This window comes from Streptomyces roseus (genome assembly GCF_001044425.1).
In the GTDB taxonomy this organism is placed as follows: domain Bacteria; phylum Actinomycetota; class Actinomycetes; order Streptomycetales; family Streptomycetaceae; genus Streptomyces; species Streptomyces roseus.
In genome coordinates this window covers 45,429-63,462 of record NZ_LFML01000029.1, presented here as the reverse complement: position 1 = coordinate 63,462, position 18,034 = coordinate 45,429, and the positions used below count along the sequence as shown (strand labels likewise).

Sequence of the window (18,034 nt, the reverse complement as noted above, 5' to 3'; positions counted from 1 at the left end):
AGGCTGGTGGGGCAGGCTTGTGGACCCGGCACGCCGGTGGGAAAAGTGCAGCAGAGGTGCGGGTACAGACATGCCGCAGCGCCCGGCAACAGCCCTCTCGTGGAGGAGAGGACGTGTCATCGGGCACCGCGGCACAACTGTGTGAAGGACTTCTCGCGTCAGGACGCGAGAACTTCGTCGAGGAGAGCCTCAGCCTTGTCCTCGTTGGTGTTCTCCGCGAGCGCGAGCTCGCTCACCAGGATCTGGCGCGCCTTCGCGAGCATGCGCTTCTCGCCCGCGGAAAGCCCGCGCTCACGCTCACGACGCCACAGGTCACGCACCACTTCGGCGACCTTGATGACATCGCCAGAAGCGAGCTTCTCCAGATTTGCCTTGTAGCGCCGGGACCAGTTCGTCGGCTCTTCGGCATACGGTGCACGAAGCACCTCGAAGACCCGGTCCAGCCCGTCCTGGCCGACTACGTCGCGAACGCCGACGAACTCCGCATTGTCCGCAGGCACGCGAACCGTCAGGTCGCCCTGGGCGACCTTGAGCACCAAGTAGGTCTTGTCCACGCCTTTGATCTGGCGAGTTTCGATGGCCTCGATCAGCGCGGCCCCGTGATGGGGATAGACCACGGTGTCGCCAACCTTGAACGTCATGTGACAGGTACCCCTTCCGTGGCTATCCAGGGTAACACGAGAACTGACTGTTATGAATGGCGTTTTCGCAGGTCAGGGCCCATCTCGGGGCTTGACAACAGCGACACGAACGTGCTGCGAAGGGCTTCCGGAGGGGGGTATTCGCAGGTCGGAGGCGCTGTGCGGACCGGGCGAAACGGCCACGCTACACCCGGCCACGGGTCCCCGAGGTGTGACGTACGTCCCGTTTTGCCGGTTTCGAAGCCGGGAAACCGAACTACTCCGTTCGACTGGCGGCCACCCGTACGGAGCGGTTCCGGCCCAATCCGGAATTGATCACGGAGAGCCGTTCGAAGGAATCCCGGAATTTGATCACCGGGGCCCGCGCCGGCGATATGCGGGCGGAACATGATCGGCGGGTGAACGGCGCGGGAAGTACGGAGCGAACGGCGGTCCGAAGGTCCGGCCGGAGCACGGGGTGCGGAGCAGGGTGAATACAAGATCGGGCAGCCGGTGCAGGGCGGCCCGTGCGCTGCGGAGGGTCGGGTGCGGGGGCGGGGCGGCGGCTCGGTAACCTAAGCGCGCTGACACACCCTTAGGACGGCTTTACCTCGGCCGCTCTGAGACTGCCCACCCTTCCGTTCCGTACGTCCAAGGAGTTGCCGCCGCCGTGAGCCGCAGCCTTCGACGCGGCGCCCTCGCCGCCACCGCCATCGTGTTCTCGATCGCCTCGCTGGCCGCTTGCGGTGCAGGCAACAACGCGGAGACGCTCCAGATCAAGCCCGACAACGCCGCTGTCACCAAGGGCAACATCAAGATCCAGAACGCGCTGGTGATCACCCAGGGCGAGGAGAAGAAGGGCCCGGCCGCCGTCTCGGCGACGCTCTTCAACAGCGGCATCAAGCCTCAGACCCTTGACGCCATCACCCTCGTGGGTGGCAAGGCCACGGTCGTGCTGAAGCCCGCCGAGGGCGCCTCCAAGGTCACCGTGCCGGCCGGCGGCTCCATCGTGCTGGGCGGCAAGGGCAACGCCTCCGCCGTGATCGAGGGCGCCGAGGCCGTGCAGAAGGGCAACGCGCAGCCGCTCGTCTTCCAGCTGAGCAACGCGGGCGACGTGGAGATCGCCGCCTTCGTCGTCCCCGGCACCGGCATGTACGCGGGCTTCGGCCCCACCGAGGCCCCGGTCGCCGCCCCCGGCGCCACGCCCTCGGGCAGCCCCTCCGGCGCCCCCTCGGGCAGCCCCTCCGGTTCCCCGGCCGCGAGCCCCTCGGGCGCCGCCTCGGGCGCTCCGGCGGGCACCGCCTCGGGGTCCCCGGCGAGCTCCCCCTCGCACAGCGCCGGCCACTGAGCCTGCGGCACCACGCGCGAAGGGCCCCGTCCGCGGAAGCGGACGGGGCCCTTCGTCGGTCCGCCCCCGTCGGCCGGGGCGGCGCCGCGGCGGTTTACGGCTCGAACTTGTAGCCCAGGCCGCGGACCGTGACCAGGTAGCGCGGCGCGCCCGGGTCGGGTTCGATCTTGGCGCGCAGGCGCTTGACGTGGACGTCCAGGGTCTTGGTGTCGCCGACGTAGTCGGCGCCCCAGACCCGGTCGATCAGCTGCATGCGGGTCAGGACGCGGCCCGCGTTGCGCAGCAGCATCTCCAGCAGGTCGAACTCCTTCAGCGGGAGGTCCACCTTGGCTCCGGCGACGGTGACCACGTGGCGGTCGACGTCCATCCGTACGGGGCCGGCCTCCAGCGCGGCCGGCGTGACCTCCTCCGGCTCGCCGCGGCGGCGCAGGACCGCGCGGATGCGGGCGACCAGCTCCCGCGAGGAGAAGGGCTTGGTGACGTAGTCGTCGGCTCCTATCTCCAGCCCGACGACCTTGTCGATCTCGCTGTCCTTGGCCGTCACCATGATGACGGGCACGTTGGAGCGGCCGCGCAGCTGCCGGCAGACCTCCGTGCCGGGCAGCCCGGGGAGCATCAGGTCGAGGAGGACGAGGTCGGCGCCGTTGCGCTCGAACTCGTCGAGCCCGTCGGGCCCGGTCGCGGCGATGGCGACCTCGAAGCCCTCCTTGCGGAGCATGTAGGACAGGGCGTCGCTGAAGGATTCCTCATCCTCGACGACGAGCACTCGGGTCACGGAAGGACCTCCGGGGCAGGAATGGCTGGTTCTGTTCAGGCAGGGGTGGGGTGGCTCGGTGCGGGGGCGGGCTCCGCGGCCGGGGTGGTCGCGGGTGCCGGTGCCGGGGCGGCCGCTTCCGGCAGGCGCAGGGTGAACGTGGAGCCCTGACCCTCCGAGCTCCAGACGGACACCTCCCCGCCGTGCGAGGCCGCCACGTGCTTCACGATCGCAAGGCCGAGGCCGGTTCCTCCCGTGGCGCGGGAGCGGGCCGGGTCCACGCGGTAGAAGCGCTCGAAGATGCGCTCGCGGTCCTTTTCCGGGATGCCGATGCCCTGGTCGGTCACGGCGATCTCGATCAAGTCTCCCCCGGGTGCCGCGACCCTGCGTCCGGCTATGCCGACGCGGGTGCGGGCGGGGCTGTAGTTGACGGCGTTCTCGACCAGGTTCCCGAGGGCCGCCGCGAGCTGGCCGCGGTTGCCCCAGACGCGCAGGTCGGCGGTGCCGCCCGCGGCCATGGTGATCTGCTTGGAGGACGCCGTGTGGCGGCAGCGGTCGATGGCCTCGGCCACCAGCGTGTCCACCCGTACGGGCTCCGCGTCCTCCAGCGGGTCGTCGTTCTGCACCCGGGAGAGGTCGATCAGCTCCTGCACGAGGTTGATCAGACGGGTGGCCTCGATCTGCATGCGGCCGGCGAAGCGGCTGACCGCCTCGGGGTCGTCCGCGGCGTCCATCACGGCCTCGGAGAGCAAGGAGATCGCTCCGACCGGCGTCTTCAGCTCGTGCGACACGTTCGCGACGAAGTCGCGCCGTACGGCCTCGATGCGGCGGGCCTCGGTGAGGTCCTCGACCAGCAGCAGCACCAGCCGGGAGCCGAGCGGGGCGACGCGCGCCGAGACCGCGAGGGCCTCGCCGCGGCCGGTGCCGCGCCGGGGCAGGTCGAGCTCGACCTGGCGTATCTCCCCGTCGCGGCGGGTGTCGCGGGCCATGTGGAGCATGGGCTCGACGGCCAGTTTGCCGCCGCGTACCAGTCCGAGGGCGTACGCGGCCGAGCTGGCCTTGACCACCGCGTCGCCTTCGTCGAGGACGACGGCGGAGGAGCGGAGCACGGAGAGGACGGTGTCCACGCCGGGCGGGAGCACCGCGTTGATGTCGGGGCGCATGGAGCTCCGGGTGGGGCGGGCTTGGTCGCGCTCGCTCCAGCGGAACGCCAGCATCGCGATCACACCGGTGCACAGACCGGCGATCGCTGCAGCTGCGGCGACCGCCGCGTTCACGTCCATGCCTCAAGGTTAAGCAGGCCAGACGGCACTTCCACAGCCGTTCGGGTGGCACCTCGAACAGTCGTCGCCCAGAGTTCACCGTGGCGACGGGGTTGATTCACTTGTGATGCCGGAGTCGGACGCGTTTGCGGCCCAACGTGTCAACGTGGGGGCACGAGGCCGCCCCGGCCCGTCCCACACGGGCAGCAGAGGCAGTAGGCAAGAGAGGGACAAGCCATGCGTGACGCGTACCACGAGGAACTGGACTCGATCGGAGAAGGCCTGGTCGAGATGGCCCGGCTCGTCGGTTCCGCGATCGGGCGGGCCACGACGTCCATGCTCGACGCCGACCTGAAGCTCGCCGAGAGCGTCATCGCCGCCGACCAGAAGGTGGACGACCTCCAGCACGACCTGGAGGCCCGCGCCATCGCGCTGCTGGCCCGCCAGCAGCCGGTCGCCACCGACCTGCGCATCGTGGTGACCTCGCTGCGCATGTCGGCCGACCTGGAGCGCTCGGGCGACCTGGCCCAGCACGTGGCGAAGCTGGCGCGGCTGCGCTTCCCGGACACCGCCGTGCCGCGGGACCTGCACGCCACGATCCTGGAGATGGGTCAGCTGGCGCAGCGCCTGATGGCGAAGGCCGCCGAGGTCATCATCACGAAGGACGTCGACCTGGCCCTCCAGCTGGAGCAGGACGACGACGAGATGGACCAGCTGCACCGCACGCTCTTCCAGCACCTGATGGACGACCGCTGGAAGCACGGCATCGAGACCGCGGTGGACGTGACCCTGCTGGGCCGCTACTACGAGCGCTTCGCGGACCACGCGGTGTCGGTGGCCAAGCGCGTGGTCTACCTGGTGACGGGCGAGCACGCGGACGAGCTGCAGGCGCCGACGGTGGTCGACGGCGTCTGAGCCCTTCTGCTCCAGTGCGCCGTTGACGCGCCCGTACGGCTGGGCATGAATGAGGCGAAGGCAGTACGACGCCACGCACGCCGCCTGCGAGGAGGATGCATGCCCGATTCCCCCGTCCCCATCACACCGGAGCACGAGCAGCAGGAGCCGCGGCCCGAGCCGCTGCGGCTCCCGCTGCTCGCGGCCTGCGGCTGCGGCTCGGGCTGCGGCTGCGGCTGCCAGTCCGGCGCGCCCTGCCAGTGCGGCGGCTGACCCCGCCGCACCGGCTCGGCGGCCCGGCCGCCACGACACCAGGCCCAAGGAGAGGCCCCCTACCCGCGCGGACGAGCGGGCAGGGGGCCTTTCGCCGTGGACGGACCCGGAAACGGACCCGGAAACGAACCAGCCCCCGACCCGCGCGATGTGCGCAGGCCAGGGGCGTGATCGCGCGAGGTGTTACTTCTTGCCCTGGTTCTTGACGGCCTCGATGGCGGCGGCCGCGGCGGCCGGGTCGAGGTAGGTGCCGCCCGGCTTGAGGGGCTTGAACTCGGCGTCCAGCTCGTAGGCGAGCGGGATGCCGGTCGGGATGTTCAGGCCCGCGATGTCGGCGTCGGAGATGCCGTCCAGGTGCTTGACCAGCGCGCGCAGGGAGTTGCCGTGCGCGGCGACCAGGACCGTGCGGCCCGCGAGGAGGTCGGGGACGATGCCGTCGTACCAGTACGGGAGCATGCGGACGACGACGTCCTTCAGGCACTCCGTCTTCGGGCGCAGCTCCGGCGGGATCGTCGCGTAGCGCGGGTCATCGGACTGGGAGAACTCCGTGCCGTCCTCGAGGGGCGGCGGCGGGGTGTCGTACGAGCGGCGCCACAGCATGAACTGCTCCTCGCCGAACTCGGCGAGCGTCTGGGCCTTGTCCTTGCCCTGGAGCGCACCGTAGTGGCGCTCGTTCAGGCGCCAGGAGCGGTGGACCGGGATCCAGTGGCGGTCGGCGGCCTCCAGCGCGAGCTGGGCGGTGCGGATCGCGCGCTTCTGGAGGGACGTGTGGACCACGTCGGGGAGGAGGTCGGCGTCCTTCAGGAGTTCGCCACCGCGGACTGCCTCCTTCTCGCCCTTCTCGTTGAGATTGACGTCCACCCAGCCGGTGAACAGGTTCTTCGCGTTCCACTCGCTCTCGCCGTGGCGGAGGAGGATCAGCTTGTACGGTGCGTCGGCCATGCGTACGAGCCTAATGGACGCGCGGGGGCGCCCGCGCGCGCGTCCACGGCCCGCCCGGGAGGCGTGGATTGACGGTGCGCGTCAATCCGGTGGCCTTCCCGGACCCCCCGCCCGTAGGGTGCGGTGAGCAGGAGAGACGCTTACATCACCGGGGGGAATCCGTCATGTCGGTTGCCAGTCTCAGACGGGCGGCGCGCGAGAGCGTGGCCGGCCTCCCCCGCGAGTTCTGGTGGCTGTGGACCAGCACCCTGGTGAACCGGCTCGGGGCCTTCGTCGCCACGTTCATGACCTTGTACCTGACCGTGGACCGGGGGTACTCGGCCTCCTTCGCGGGGCTCGTGGTCGCCCTGCACGGGCTCGGCGGGGTCGTGTCCTCGCTCGGCGCGGGCGTGATGACCGACCGCCTCGGCCGGCGCCCCACGATGCTGGCGGCCCAGGCCTCGACGGCGTTCTCGGTGGCGCTGCTCGGCTTCATGGAGCACCCGGCGGCGATCGCGGCGGTGGCGCTGCTGGTGGGCATGACCTCGAACGCCTCGCGTCCGGCGGTGCAGGCGATGATGGCGGACATCGTCCGCCCGCAGGACCGGGTCCGGGCCTTCGCGCTGAACTACTGGGCGATCAACCTCGGCTTCGCCGTCTCGGCGACGGTCGCGGGCTTCGTCGCCGAGTACAGCTACCTGGCCGGCTTCCTCGGAGAGGCCGCGCTCACGCTGCTCTGCGCGGTGCTCGTGTACGTGAAGCTGCCTGAGTCGCGGCCGGAGCGGGCCGCCGCGGAGGGGGCCGCCGCCGAACCGGAGACCGGGCTCGGCACGGTGCTGCGGGACCGGCGCTTCATGGGGGTGGTCGGGCTGTCGTTCCTGATCTCGCTGATCTTCATGCAGGGGTCGTTCGGACTGCCGCTGGCCATGGGCTCGAGCGGGTTCTCCACCGGGGACTACGGTCTGGTCATCGCCGTCAACGGGGTGCTGATCGTGCTGCTGCAGCTCCCGGTCACGCGCTTCATCGAGAAGGGCGACCCGCAGAAGCTGCTGGTGGTCTCCGCGCTGCTGGCCGGGTACGGGTTCGGGCTGACGGCCTTCGCCGGGTCGGTGTGGAGCATGGGGCTGACGGTCCTCGTGTGGACGCTGGCCGAGATCATCAACTCGCCGACCCAGATGGGCCTGGTCGCCCGGCTCTCCCCGCTGCACGGCCGCGGCCGCTACCAGGGCATGTACACGATGTCCTGGGCGGTGGCCTCGCTCGTGGCTCCGCTGATGGCCGGTTTCATGATCGACCGATGGGGCGCGAACTGGCTGTGGGCCGCCGTGGCCGCGCTGGGCACGGTGGCGGCCGCCGGGTACTGGCTGCTGATGCGCGGCCTCGACGAGAGCGGGGAGCCCGCCGCCGGGCCCGAGGCCACGGCGTCGGCCACCGCCCTTCCCGCGCCCGCGCCGGCGCCGGCTCCGGAGCCGGCTCCCGTTTCGGCTCCGGCACCGGTTGGGGTACCCGCTCCCGTTCCGGTTCCGGTCCCCGCTCCGGCCGTCGCCGAGGCGTAGGCGGCCGCGGCCGCCGCGCTCAGGAGGACGGCTGCGTCAGGTGCTTGAAGGCGTCCAGGTTGCGCGTCGGCTCGCCGCGCGAGACGCGCCACTCGTACTCGCGCCGGATCGCGCCCGCGAAGCCCAGCTCCAGCAGGGTGTTGAACGCGCCGTCCGCCGCCTCCAGGACCGTTCCGAGCAGGCGGTCGAGGTCCTCGGGGGTGATGACCGACAGCGGGAGCCGGGCCGTCAGGTAGACGTCGCCGAGCGGGTCGACCGCGTAGGCCATGCCGTACAGCTTGAGGTTGCGCTCCAGCAGCCAGCGGTGGACGCCCGCCTCGTTCTCGTCGGGGTGGCGGATCACGAAGGCGTTGACCGACAGGGAGTGCCGGCCCACCCGGAGCGAGCAGGTCGTGGACAGCTTGCGCGTGCCGGGGAGCTGGACGACGTAGGAGCCGGGCTCGGGGCTCTCCCAGCCCAGTCCGGCCTCGGTCAGCGTGCTCTCGATGATCGCGGCGGTGTCAGCCATGGTGGGAGCGTACGCGACGGCGGTGATCATGCATGGCCGCGGTGTACACGTCCGCCGTGCCGCTCGCCGCCGTGTCCCAGCCGAAGAACTGCGCGTGCCGCGCCGCGTCGGCGCCCATCCGGTCCACGAGCCCCGGCTCGTCCACGAAGCGCCGCAGCTCGCGCGCGTAGTCCACCGGGTCGTGCCCGGGTACGAGGATCCCGCTCACCCCGTCGTTGACGGCGACGGGCAGCCCGCCGACCTCGGCGGCCAGTACGGGCGTGCCGGTGGCCTGGGCCTCGATCGCGACGAGCCCGAAGGACTCGCTGTACGAGGGCATGACCAGCACGGACGCCGCCCGGAACCAGTCGGCGAGCGCGTCCTGGCGCACCGGCGGGTGGAAGTGGACGATGTCGGCGATGCCGAGCCTAGCGGCCAGCTTCTGCAGCCCCTCCGGCTTGGCGAGCCCGCTGCCGCTGGGCCCGCCGACGACCGGCACGAACAGGCGCCGGCGCAGCGTCGGGTCGCGGTCGACGAGCTCGGCGACCGCGCGCAGCAGGATGTCGGGGGCCTTGAGCGGCTGGATCCGGCCCGCGAAGAGCGGGATGACGGCGTCCTGGGGCAGGCCGAGGCGGGCGCGGGCGGCGGCCCGGCCGTCGCCGACCGTGAAGCGGTCGAGGTTCACCCCGGGGTGGACGACGGCCACCTTGCCGGGGTCGGCCTCGTAGTGGCGCACGAGCTCGTCGGCCTCTTCGGTGGTGTTCGCGATGAGCCGGTCGGCCGCGGACACGATCTGGGTCTCGCCGATGACGCGGGCGGCGGGCTCGGGGGTGTCGCCCTCGGCGAGCGCGGCGTTCTTCACCTTGGCCATGGTGTGCATGGCGTGGACGAGGGGGACGCCCCAGCGCTCGGCGGCGAGCCAGCCCACGTGGCCGGAGAGCCAGTAGTGGGAGTGGACGAGGTCGTAGTAACCGGGGCGGTGGCCGGCCCAGGCCTGCATGACGCCGTGGGTGAAGGCGCACAGCTGGGCCGGCAGCTCCTCCTTGGCGAGGCCCTCGTACGGGCCCGCGTCCACGTGCCGTACGAGGACGCCGGGGGCCAGCTCGACCACGTGCGGCAGGCCGCCCTCGGTGGCGCGGGTGAAGATCTCGACCTCGATGTTGATCGCGGCGAGGCGCTTGGCCAGCTCGACGATGTACACGTTCATACCGCCGGCGTCGCCGGTTCCGGGCTGGTGCAGCGGTGAGGTGTGCACGCTCAGCATGGCCACGCGGCGCGGCTTGCGGTGGTGGCCGACGGCCGGCAGGCGCAGCCGGGGCGGGTCGAGGCGGGTGCCGCGGGCTGCGGCGATGCGGCCGCCGAGGCGGGACACGTACTGGCTCAAGGGAGCAGTTCCTCTCGCTCGGACGACACTCGGACGGCGCACGGTGGAACGGGTGGACCACCGTGCGGGGCGCGGACGGGACACGGACAGGGCATGCCGGAAGGAGCGCACGGGGCGCCCTTCAAGCAGTGCAACCCGGATGGCCGCGTCCCGCATTCCGGGGAAGCGTGCATTTTTCCGCGGGGTTCGGACCGAGGGCCTGCCCGGGGCGCGGATTCCGTCAGGTGGCTGCGCTCCGCTTACCCTCGGCGCATGTCCTCCCGCTCCGCCGCCCCGCCCCCGCGCCGCCCCGTGGGCACGGTGACGCGCGGGACGACGAACCCGAACCGGCTGCGCCGCATGGACCGCTGGATCGCGGCCACGCACGGGCCGGTGCTGCGGCGCTCGCAGGCCCCGGTCGCGGTGGACCTCGGCTACGGGGCCGCGCCGTGGACGGCGGTGGAGCTGCTGGCCCGGCTGCGGGAGGTGGCGCCGCGGGTGCGCGTGGTCGGCATCGAGATCGAGCCGGCGCGGGTCGCGGGGGCGAAGCCGTACGAGCGGGAGGGGCTCGGCTTCCGGCACGGCGGGTTCGAGGTGCCGCTGGAGGGCGGGGTCCGCCCGGCACTGATCCGCGCGGCGAACGTACTGCGCCAGTACGACGAGGAGCAGGTCGCGGCGGTCTGGGAGCGGCTGTGCGGCCGGCTGGCCCCGGACGGGCTGCTCGTCGAGGGCACCTGTGACGAGATCGGGCGGCGGCACGTGTGGGTCGCGCTGGGGCCCGAGGGAGCGCGCACGGTGACCTTCGCAACCCGGCTGGGCTCCCTGGAGCGCCCCTCGGACCTGGCGGAGCGGCTGCCGAAGGCGCTGATCCACCGCAATGTGCCGGGTGAGCCGGTGCACGCCTTCCTGCGCGACTTCGACCGGGCGTGGGCGGCGGCGGCTCCGTACGCCTCGTACGGGGCGCGGCAGCGCTGGATCCGCACGGCGCGGGCGCTGGCCGCGGACTGGCCGCTGGCGGACGGGCCCGGGCGGTGGCGGCAGGGGGAACTGACGGTGCGCTGGGAGGCGTTGCGCCCGGCGGGGTGAATGTGGCGCGGCGGGGAACCGGTTGCCGGGGTGGCCCGTTGAGTCGTCGGGGACGGGTGTGGGGGACTGGGGCGGGGCCGGAGCCCGGACCGGAGGCAAGATCGGGCGGTCCTCGTGAGGGTGTTGGAATCCACCCGCTCGTGGCACCATCCCGAAGGCAGGGCAAAGTTACTGATGAATAGTCAGATCTGATACCGGATCCGACTCGGGGCACCTGGGGGGACCATGGGGACCGTGGAGCGAAGGCGGCGGCGCGGCGCGTCCGCTCTCACCCTGCTGTGTGCGACGGCGCTGCTGGCCGTGTCGGCCATGACGGGCGTGGCCCAGGCGGCCCCGGCGCCCGCGCCCGGCGCCAAGTCCCTTGAGCAGGTGCGCCAGGAGATCGACGAGCTGTACCGCCAGGCGGGTACGGCGACGGACGCGTACAACCTCGCGGAGAGCGAGGCCAAGGCGCAGTCCGCCAAGATCGTCGAGATCGCGAAGCAGGTCGTGGCGGGCCAGGACCGGATCACGGCCCTGAAGAACCGCGCGGGGGCCGCCGCGCGCGCCCAGTACCGCTCGGGCGGGATGCCGGCCGGCGCGCGGCTGGCGCTGAGCGGCACCCCGAGCCAGTTCCTCGACGGGGCGGACCGGATCCGCCAGGGCGAGAAGGCGACCACCGACCTGCTGTCCGAAATGAACCGCACGCAGAGCGACTTGCAGCAGTACGCGAAGGACGCGAGCGCGCAGTGGGAGAAGCTCGAAGCCAACCGGATCAAGCAGGAGAACGCGAAGAAGCAGATTGAGGAGAAGATCAAGTCGGCGGAGACGCTGGAGAGCAAGCTGGAGGCCGAGGAGAAGGCCCGGCTGATCCAGCTGGAGCAGGAAGCGCAGTACAAGGCGCAGACCGCCTGGCTGTCGACGGGCGTGCTGAAGGAGATCAGCAGCTCGGCGTCGGAGTCGGGGAAGAAGGCGGTCCAGTACGCCACGGCGCAGATGGGCAAGCCGTACGTGTGGGGCGCCGAGGGCCCGGACTCCTTCGACTGCTCCGGCCTCACCTCGCAGGCCTGGCGGGCTGCGGGCAGGGGCATCCCGCGCACGTCGCAGGAGCAGCTGCGGCTGCTGCCGAAGGTCGCGATCAAGGACATGCGGCCGGGTGACCTGATCATCTACTTCGACGACGCGAGCCACGTCGGGATGTACGTGGGCGACGGCGCGATGATCCACGCCCCCCGCCCGGGCCGCAACGTCACCCTGGCGGGCGCCGGCTCGATGCCGATCAAGGCGGTGGTCCGCCCCGACGCGTAAGGGCGGCCCGCCGGGAACCCGGCAGGGCGCGGCGGCGTCTCGGTGGGCGGGATGGCGATCGCCGTCTCCGTGACGTTTCTCATTCTGTGGGCACTCAGCGAGGCGGACTTTCCCCCGCGATAGCGGCATATGACAGCGGCCCCGGCCCAGAGCGGCATTCCGCTCCACGGCCACCGCCCGCTAGGGTCTGCCGGACGCACCCTCGGGGGGAGGGAAGGAACCGGAGACGATGGCCGTACCCGTACCGCGGCAGAGGGACACCCCCGCCACGGAGAGCGCTCAGGCAACCCCGCAGGCAGGCCCCTCGGCAGCCGTGCACGTCCCCGTCGCGCACATCCCCGCCGCGCACACCACCGCACCCCAGGCGTCCCTGACCCTGCTGGTGATCGAGGACGACCCCGGGGGCGGCCTCACCGTCCCCGAGATCCTCGACTCCGACGGGCACCGCATCCGGCTCCGCACCGCCCGCAACCTCACCGAGGCCGCGCGCCTGCTCACCCATGACGTGCACTGCATCCTGCTCGACCTCTCCCTGCCCGCCGCCGGATCCACCACGGCGGGCGGCACGCGCACCGCGGTCGTCGACCAGCTGGACACCCTGCGCGAGGTGCTCCGGATCGCGCCGCGCCACGCCGTCCTCGTCCTGACCGCCGAGGCCGACGCCGAGCGCGCCGCCGAGGCCGTCCGGGTCGGAGCGCAGGACTTCCTCTTCCGCGACGAGCTCGACGGACGGCTGCTGAGCCGGGCCATCCGCTACGCCGTGGAGAGAAAACGGGCGGACATCGCCCAGTACAAGCTTGCAGAATCGAAACTTCGGGCCCAGGAGAACGCCCGCCTGGAGCGGGGGCTGCTCCCCAACCCCCTCCTCGAAGGCTCCGACCTCCGCTTCGCCGCCCGCTACCGCCCCGGCCGCAGCCGCGCCCTCCTCGGCGGGGACTTCTACGACACCGTCCGCACCCCCGACGGCACCGTCCACGCCATGATCGGCGACGTCTGCGGCCACGGCCCCGACGAGGCCGCCCTCGGCGTCGAGCTCCGCATCGCCTGGCGCGCCCTGACCCTGGCCGGACTGTGCGGCGACGACCTGCTGTCGACCCTCCAGGAGGTCCTGGAGGTGGAGCGCCCCGGCGACGAGATCTTCGCGACGCTGTGCACCGTGGACATCTCCCCCGACGGCCGCCGCGCCGGCCTGTGCCTGGCGGGCCATCCGGCCCCGCTGATATCCCGGCCGGGCCGCCGCGCGCAGCTCCTCCCGTACGAGAACAGCGGCCCGGCGCTCGGCCTGCTGCCCAAGGCCCGCTGGCCGCGCCGCCAGGTCGAGCTGGGCGGCACCTGGAGCCTGATGCTCTACACCGACGGGCTGATCGAGGGCCGCATCGGCGAGGGCAAGGAGCGGCTGGGACAGGACGGGATGGTCGAGATGATCAACCGGCACCTCGACCGCGGTCTGACCGGCGAGGGCCTGCTGGAGGCCTCCGTCACCGAGGCCCGCCGCCTCAACGGCGGGGAGCTCACCGACGACGTGGCCGTGGTGCTGCTCTCCCGCAGCGCGTCCTGACGGGCCGGGCCCGCCGCGGTCAGCGCCCGCCGTTGTACGGGCCGTACGGACCGTCGCTGCTGCTCCCGCCGCTGCGCCGGCCGCCCCGGCCGCCGCCCGAGACCTGCTTGAGGGCCGGCCGCACGTCGACGAAGAACACGATGGTGGCCACGAGGCCGGCGATCTCCAGGAACAGCATCCCCAGGAAGAAGTCCACCACCACGGTGACCCCGAGGATGACCAGCCAGAACGTCTTGCTCTGCTTGTCGGCGGCGCGGTAGGCGTCCTCCCGCGCGAGCAGGGCGAGGACGAAGGCCACGACGGCGAGTGCCAGCATGGCGAATCCGAGCAGCGGAAGCACTCCGTTATCGAACCCGTTCATCAACATCGCCTGACCGCCTTCTCACGTTCGCACGCCCGATGCCGCCTGCCTCCACGCTACCGGCAGGGCGGCTCTCTCAAACGACAACGGGCCGGACACCCCACTGGTGCCCGGCCCGCCATCACCGCATTCGATTCCCGTTCGGGATTCAGCTCTCGTCGCCGGCGGCGACGGTGGCCTTCTTCACGTTGTTCTTGCGCGCCGTGGCGCGCCGGGCGGCGGGCTTGTCCTCGGCCGGGGAGTCGGCGGCGACGGGCTCCTGCGCCGGCTGCTCGGGCGCCGTCTCCGACTTCGGCTCGACGGCGACCGCGATGTCGACGATCTCCTCGGAGACCTCGCCCCGCCAGGTCCGCACGGCCTGCTCGCCGTGCTCGGCGACCTTGTCGTACGTCTCCTTGGCGCGCACCGCGTACTCGGCGGCGACGCCGACGCCGCGCAGCGCCAGGTCCTGGGCGGTCTCCCCGAGCTTCTTCGGGTCGATCGCGGTCAGCACCTCGGCGAACTTGGCGGTGACCGCCTCCTGCGCCTCGCGCGCCTTCTCCTGCACGATCTTCGGGTCGGTGTTCTTCACGGCCTCGATGCGCGCGGGGGCCTCCGCGCGCAGCTGCTCGATGAGCCCGGGCACCTTCTTGGCCTGCTGCACCGCGAGGTCGGCGGTGCCGGCGGCGAAGTAGAGCGGAGTCGGGTCGGTGAGGGTCTTCTTCAGGTCATCGGCGATGGCCATGGTGGCTGGTCCTCCCGGATCACAGTTCAGTTCGTAGGGTGCATCGCGTCGTCCCCGCCGGGCGGGGCGGACGGATCGGCCGGTTCGGCCTCGGCCGCGTTCTCCTTGCGGAACGAGTCGTAGATCTGGAGCAGCACCTGCTTCTGCCGCTCGTTGATGGACGGGTCGCCGAGTATGACGGCCCGCGTCTCGACCTCGTCGCGATCGCGCTCGTCGAGGATCCCGGCCTGCACGTACAGCGTCTCCGCGGAGATCCGCAGCGCCTTGGCCAGCTGCTGGAGGATGTCCGCGCTCGGCTTGCGCAGCCCGCGCTCGATCTGGCTCAGGTACGGATTCGCCACCCCCGCCGCGTCGGCCAGCTGCCGCAGCGAGAGCTGGGCCTGCCGCCGCTGCTCGCGGAGGTACTCGCCGAGATTTCCGACGTTGAGCGATGCCATGCCCCGATCCTGCCGCACCTTGCTAACTTTTGCAAGCAGCTGCTTGCAAAATCACCCAAGGGCGCGGGGCTGGTTGATGCGGAGCATGTTCCCCGCCGGATCGCGGAAGGCGCAGTCGCGGACCCCGTACGGCTGGTCGGCCGGCTCTTGGAGGACCTCGCCGCCCGCGGCCCGGATGCGTTCGAAGGCGGCGTCCACGTCGTCGGTGGAGAAGATCACGCCGCGCAGCATGCCCTTGGCGAGCAGTTCGGCCATCGCCTGCCGGTCGGCGGGAGCGGCGTTCGGGTTCGCGGCCGGGGGTTCCAGGACGATCTCCACGTCCGGCTGCGCCGGCGAGCCGACGGTCACCCAGCGCATCCCCTCGAACGCCACGTCGTTGCGGACCTCCAGGCCGAGGGCGTCGCGGTAGAAGGCGAGCGCTCTGTCGTGGTCGTCGACCGCGATGAAGCACTGGGACAGCTTGATTTCCATGCGACCGACGCTAAGCGCGGGTGGCGGATTCCGCTTCCGGACCGGTCCCGGCGGGCCCGCTCTCGGCGGGCCCGCTCGTGGCCGGGCCGTTCCTGACCGGCCGCGTGAGGATCTTGGCGACGCACGCCGGGATGGCCGCGCCGGGCTCGTGATCGCGGGCCCGGTACGCGCTCGGGCTCTCCCCGACCAGCTCGGTGAAACGGGAGCTGAAGGACCCCAGCGAGGTGCAGCCGACCTCGAAGCAGACCTCCGTGACGCTCAGGTCCCCCCGCCGCAGCAGCGCTTTCGCCCGCTCCACGCGCCGGGTCATGAGGTAGCTGTACGGGGTCTCCCCGAAGGCGGCCCGGAAGCTGCGGGAGAAGTGCCCCGCCGACATCAGGGCGACGCCCGCGAGCTCGGCGACGTCGAGGGGCCGCGCGTACTCGCGGTCCATCATGTCCCGGGCCCGCCGCAGTCGTCTGAGGTCGTCGAGCGTCACCCCGCCAGCGTACGCGCCCCCGCCGGACCCCCGGCAACTCGCCGGCGGAGGCGCCCTGTTGCCCGGTACCCGGGGGCGCGGGGGCGCGGGCCTAGGCCGCGCGGGTGCCGATGGCCAGTGTCGCGTGCAGTTCCTCCGAGGATGCCGCGCGGACCGCCAGGCCCGCCGCCGACAGGGCCGAGGCCGTGCGCGGGGACTGGCGGGCGCTCGTCTCGATCAGCAGGCGGCCGCCCGGGGCCAGCCACGGCAGGGCCCCCGACGCCACCCGGCGGTGGATGTCCAGGCCGTCCGGACCGCCGTCCAGCGAGGTCAGCGGCTCGTGGTCGCGGGCCTCCGCCGGGAGCAGCCCGATCTCCCCGGTCGGCACGTACGGGGCGTTGACCAGCAGCAGATCCACCCGCCCGCGCAGCGAGTCGGGCAGCGCCGCGTACAGATCGCCCTCGTGGACCCGCCCGCCGTACGGGGCCACGTTCAGCCGCGCGTACTCCAGCGCCGCCGGGTCGATGTCCGCCGCGTGCAGCTCCACCCGGGCGCCCAGCTGCGCCGCCACCGCTGCGCCCAGCGCGCCGACCCCGCAGCACAGGTCCAGTACGACGGCGTCCGGGCGGCCCAGGGCCACCGCCTCCCGCACCAGGAACTCGGTGCGCCGCCGCGGTACGAACGCCCCCGCGCCCACCCGCATGCGCAGCCCGCAGAACTCCGCCCACCCGACGACGTGCTCCAGCGGTTCACCGCCCGCCCGGCGGGCCACCAGGTCCGTCAGGTGCCCGTCGTCCTCGGCGGCGGCCGTCAGCAGCCGCGCCTCCTCCTCCGCGAAGACGCAGCCCGCCGCACGCAGGGTCTCGACAATCGAAGTCACTGGATCCGTCCCTCGTCCCTCTCAGAAGATGTCCGGGCACCACGGGCGCCGCGCCGTGCGGAACACCGCGTCCGCGAGCGCCAGCGCCCCCGGCCGCTCCTGCGCGATCCGCCCGAGCGCGCCGAGCCGCTGCGCCGACTCGTCGCCGAGGTACAGCGCGCCCAGCGCCGACGCGTCCAGGCGCAGGTCGGCCGGCTCCCGTGTGGGCGCGCACTCCCCCGTGCCCGCGTCCAGACGGTAGCGGCCGGCGGCCGGACCCCCCGGGTCCGTCACCTCCAGTACGAGGACACCGGGCACGGCGTAGCTCCGCGCGCCCAGCGCCCGTACGACGTCCAGCACGCGCACCCACAGGAAGTCCGAGGCCGTCACGATCCTGGCCGACCGCGGGTCGGGCAGCAACTGCGCGACGAGGTCGTCCGGAGCGCGGTGGCCCGTGCGGACCTTCAGCACCCAGTCGATCGAGCACAGGAAGTGCCACAGGGCGCGCTCGGCCTCGGGGGTGACCGCTATCAGGTCCTTGACCTGGAGGGTGTTGAGGGGGACCTTCGCCTCCGTCCAGTGCGCGTCGGTCCCGTACACGGCGAGGCCGGCCGGCTCGCCCTCCGCCGTCCGGTACACGGCGTGGAACCTCTCCTGGTACGGGCGCGAGGGCATCTCCTCCAGCCCCGTGGCAAGACTCCACCAGCGCGCGCTGCGGGTGACCGTGCCGGGGGACACGGCCCGCAGCCGCTCGTGCAGCCCGGGGCCCACGGCGCGCACGGCGGCCGCGTCCACCAGCTCGATCCGGCCGCCGTCCGCGGGCCCGGACCAGCGCGGGTCGAGCCCGGTGCGGCTCACGTCGATCTCCCACTCGGCGATCGAGGCGGCCGGCCCGTACCCGTACCGGCCGTAGATCGGGTACTCGGCGGCGATCAGCGTGGACACGACGTCGCCGCGCTCGCGTGCGGCCGCCAGCTCGGTGGCCATCATCCGGGTCAGCAAACCGCGGCGGCGGTGCGTGGGCAGCACGGTGACGTTGGTGACGGCGCTCGCGGGCACGCTCGCCCCGCCCGGCACGGTCAGCTCCTGCGCGAAGGAGCGGAAGGTGGCCACGCAGCGGCCGGTGGCGGGGTCGAAGGCGCCCAGGGTGCGGGCGAGGTCGGTGTGCTTGGCCCGCTGGGCGATTTCGGAATCGGTGGGGGGATCGGGGCGCAGGAAGCCGCTGTTGACGGCCCTGAGCCACGCGGGGAATTCGGATTCGGCGATCGGCCGCACGTCAGCACTCATGACCGGCCACGCTAACCGCCGCCCCCGGC

20 protein-coding genes are annotated in these 18,034 nt (G+C 72.4%); 7 read left to right on the top strand and 13 right to left on the bottom strand.

All coding sequences use genetic code 11. From position 1 onward, the window contains the following. Positions 1–158: 158 nt before the first annotated feature. On the bottom strand, positions 159–641 hold the full coding sequence (locus ACS04_RS07490) for a CarD family transcriptional regulator (RefSeq protein WP_003953493.1): 483 nt from the start codon (positions 639–641) through the stop codon (positions 159–161). Positions 642–1,290: 649 nt separating this feature from the next. Between ACS04_RS07490 and ACS04_RS07485 the strand changes: the two genes are divergently transcribed. Further along, positions 1,291–1,968, top strand: a complete 678-nt coding sequence (locus tag ACS04_RS07485; RefSeq protein ID WP_048475739.1) for a copper chaperone PCu(A)C domain-containing protein — start codon at positions 1,291–1,293, stop codon at positions 1,966–1,968. Positions 1,969–2,062: 94 nt separating this feature from the next. Here the strand turns inward: ACS04_RS07485 and phoP are convergent, their stop codons facing one another. Together phoP and phoR are read right to left on the bottom strand one after the other, a co-directional pair. Further along, positions 2,063–2,734: a two-component system response regulator PhoP gene (gene phoP / locus ACS04_RS07480; RefSeq protein WP_466527820.1), complete on the bottom strand. Its 672-nt coding sequence runs from the start codon at positions 2,732–2,734 to the stop codon at positions 2,063–2,065. A gap of 44 nt (positions 2,735–2,778) precedes the next feature. After that, a complete protein-coding gene (gene phoR, locus ACS04_RS07475) occupies positions 2,779–4,005 on the bottom strand; it encodes a two-component system sensor histidine kinase PhoR (RefSeq protein ID WP_048475738.1) in 1,227 nt (408 codons plus the stop codon). Between the two features lie 216 nt (positions 4,006–4,221). Between phoR and phoU the strand changes: the two genes are divergently transcribed. Then, entirely contained in the window at positions 4,222–4,899 is a 678-nt protein-coding gene (gene phoU, locus ACS04_RS07470; protein WP_030157050.1) for a phosphate signaling complex protein PhoU, read from the top strand. Positions 4,900–4,998: 99 nt separating this feature from the next. Then, positions 4,999–5,151, top strand: a complete 153-nt coding sequence (locus ACS04_RS38600) for a hypothetical protein (RefSeq protein ID WP_167352575.1) — start codon at positions 4,999–5,001, stop codon at positions 5,149–5,151. Between the two features lie 183 nt (positions 5,152–5,334). Here ACS04_RS38600 and ACS04_RS07465 read toward each other — a convergent pair whose 3' ends face one another. Beyond that, on the bottom strand, positions 5,335–6,093 hold the full coding sequence (locus ACS04_RS07465; protein WP_048475737.1) for a phosphoglyceromutase: 759 nt from the start codon (positions 6,091–6,093) through the stop codon (positions 5,335–5,337). Between the two features lie 164 nt (positions 6,094–6,257). On the opposite strand from ACS04_RS07465, the gene ACS04_RS07460 reads away from it, so the two are divergent. Beyond that, a complete protein-coding gene (locus tag ACS04_RS07460; RefSeq protein ID WP_078864517.1) occupies positions 6,258–7,628 on the top strand; it encodes an MDR family MFS transporter in 1,371 nt (456 codons plus the stop codon). 19 nt (positions 7,629–7,647) lie between these two features. On the opposite strand, the gene ACS04_RS07455 is transcribed toward ACS04_RS07460, so the two are convergent. Beyond that, a complete protein-coding gene (locus ACS04_RS07455; RefSeq protein ID WP_048475812.1) occupies positions 7,648–8,136 on the bottom strand; it encodes a type III secretion system chaperone family protein in 489 nt (162 codons plus the stop codon). Further along, positions 8,129–9,499, bottom strand: coding sequence for a D-inositol-3-phosphate glycosyltransferase (mshA, locus tag ACS04_RS07450; protein ID WP_048475736.1), 1,371 nt, complete (start codon positions 9,497–9,499; stop codon positions 8,129–8,131). The genes ACS04_RS07455 and mshA overlap by 8 nt, the downstream gene beginning before the upstream one ends. A 252-nt stretch (positions 9,500–9,751) precedes the next feature. Between mshA and ACS04_RS07445 the strand changes: the two genes are divergently transcribed. The 3 genes from ACS04_RS07445 (at position 9,752) to ACS04_RS07435 (ending at position 13,409) form a co-directional block, all read left to right on the top strand. After that, the gene (locus ACS04_RS07445; RefSeq protein ID WP_048475735.1) at positions 9,752–10,564 is read left to right on the top strand and encodes a methylase; all 813 of its coding nucleotides are present in this window, start codon (positions 9,752–9,754) and stop codon (positions 10,562–10,564) included. Between the two features lie 225 nt (positions 10,565–10,789). Beyond that, the gene (locus tag ACS04_RS07440) at positions 10,790–11,851 is read left to right on the top strand and encodes a C40 family peptidase (RefSeq protein WP_048475734.1); all 1,062 of its coding nucleotides are present in this window, start codon (positions 10,790–10,792) and stop codon (positions 11,849–11,851) included. Positions 11,852–12,080: 229 nt separating this feature from the next. Continuing rightward, positions 12,081–13,409, top strand: a complete 1,329-nt coding sequence (locus tag ACS04_RS07435; protein WP_048475733.1) for a PP2C family protein-serine/threonine phosphatase — start codon at positions 12,081–12,083, stop codon at positions 13,407–13,409. Positions 13,410–13,428: 19 nt separating this feature from the next. On the opposite strand, the gene ACS04_RS07430 is transcribed toward ACS04_RS07435, so the two are convergent. The 7 genes from ACS04_RS07430 to ACS04_RS07400 form a co-directional block, all read right to left on the bottom strand. Continuing rightward, positions 13,429–13,776, bottom strand: coding sequence for a DUF2516 family protein (locus ACS04_RS07430; protein WP_048475732.1), 348 nt, complete (start codon positions 13,774–13,776; stop codon positions 13,429–13,431). Positions 13,777–13,918: 142 nt separating this feature from the next. Beyond that, on the bottom strand, positions 13,919–14,494 hold the full coding sequence (locus ACS04_RS07425) for a hypothetical protein (RefSeq protein WP_048475731.1): 576 nt from the start codon (positions 14,492–14,494) through the stop codon (positions 13,919–13,921). Positions 14,495–14,520: 26 nt separating this feature from the next. After that, positions 14,521–14,931: a helix-turn-helix domain-containing protein gene (locus ACS04_RS07420; RefSeq protein WP_048475730.1), complete on the bottom strand. Its 411-nt coding sequence runs from the start codon at positions 14,929–14,931 to the stop codon at positions 14,521–14,523. Positions 14,932–14,982: 51 nt separating this feature from the next. Further along, positions 14,983–15,402, bottom strand: coding sequence for a VOC family protein (locus ACS04_RS07415; RefSeq protein WP_048475729.1), 420 nt, complete (start codon positions 15,400–15,402; stop codon positions 14,983–14,985). Between the two features lie 10 nt (positions 15,403–15,412). Further along, positions 15,413–15,880: a helix-turn-helix transcriptional regulator gene (locus ACS04_RS07410; protein WP_245236312.1), complete on the bottom strand. Its 468-nt coding sequence runs from the start codon at positions 15,878–15,880 to the stop codon at positions 15,413–15,415. 91 nt (positions 15,881–15,971) lie between these two features. After that, positions 15,972–16,739: a putative protein N(5)-glutamine methyltransferase gene (locus tag ACS04_RS07405; protein WP_048475728.1), complete on the bottom strand. Its 768-nt coding sequence runs from the start codon at positions 16,737–16,739 to the stop codon at positions 15,972–15,974. Positions 16,740–16,760: 21 nt separating this feature from the next. Next, positions 16,761–18,005 carry a GNAT family N-acetyltransferase gene (locus tag ACS04_RS07400; protein WP_048475727.1) on the bottom strand — a complete coding sequence of 415 codons (1,245 nt, stop codon included), beginning with the start codon at positions 18,003–18,005 and terminating at the stop codon, positions 16,761–16,763. Positions 18,006–18,034 lie beyond the last annotated feature (29 nt).

Excerpts from the sequence above, each read along its gene's own strand:
- ACS04_RS07490 (WP_003953493.1), bottom strand. The coding sequence starts at position 641 with ATGACGTTCAAGGTTGGCGACACCGTGGTCTATCCCCATCACGGGGCC.
- phoR (WP_048475738.1), bottom strand. The coding sequence starts at position 4,005 with ATGGACGTGAACGCGGCGGTCGCCGCAGCTGCAGCGATCGCCGGTCTG.
- phoU (WP_030157050.1), top strand. The coding sequence starts at position 4,222 with ATGCGTGACGCGTACCACGAGGAACTGGACTCGATCGGAGAAGGCCTG.
- ACS04_RS38600 (WP_167352575.1), top strand. The coding sequence starts at position 4,999 with ATGCCCGATTCCCCCGTCCCCATCACACCGGAGCACGAGCAGCAGGAG.
- ACS04_RS07465 (WP_048475737.1), bottom strand. The coding sequence starts at position 6,093 with ATGGCCGACGCACCGTACAAGCTGATCCTCCTCCGCCACGGCGAGAGC.
- ACS04_RS07460 (WP_078864517.1), top strand. The coding sequence starts at position 6,258 with ATGTCGGTTGCCAGTCTCAGACGGGCGGCGCGCGAGAGCGTGGCCGGC.
- ACS04_RS07455 (WP_048475812.1), bottom strand. The coding sequence starts at position 8,136 with ATGGCTGACACCGCCGCGATCATCGAGAGCACGCTGACCGAGGCCGGA.
- ACS04_RS07445 (WP_048475735.1), top strand. The coding sequence starts at position 9,752 with ATGTCCTCCCGCTCCGCCGCCCCGCCCCCGCGCCGCCCCGTGGGCACG.
- ACS04_RS07440 (WP_048475734.1), top strand. The coding sequence starts at position 10,790 with ATGGGGACCGTGGAGCGAAGGCGGCGGCGCGGCGCGTCCGCTCTCACC.
- ACS04_RS07435 (WP_048475733.1), top strand. The coding sequence starts at position 12,081 with ATGGCCGTACCCGTACCGCGGCAGAGGGACACCCCCGCCACGGAGAGC.
- ACS04_RS07430 (WP_048475732.1), bottom strand. The coding sequence starts at position 13,776 with ATGTTGATGAACGGGTTCGATAACGGAGTGCTTCCGCTGCTCGGATTC.
- ACS04_RS07425 (WP_048475731.1), bottom strand. The coding sequence starts at position 14,494 with ATGGCCATCGCCGATGACCTGAAGAAGACCCTCACCGACCCGACTCCG.
- ACS04_RS07420 (WP_048475730.1), bottom strand. The coding sequence starts at position 14,931 with ATGGCATCGCTCAACGTCGGAAATCTCGGCGAGTACCTCCGCGAGCAG.
- ACS04_RS07415 (WP_048475729.1), bottom strand. The coding sequence starts at position 15,402 with ATGGAAATCAAGCTGTCCCAGTGCTTCATCGCGGTCGACGACCACGAC.
- ACS04_RS07400 (WP_048475727.1), bottom strand. The coding sequence starts at position 18,005 with ATGAGTGCTGACGTGCGGCCGATCGCCGAATCCGAATTCCCCGCGTGG.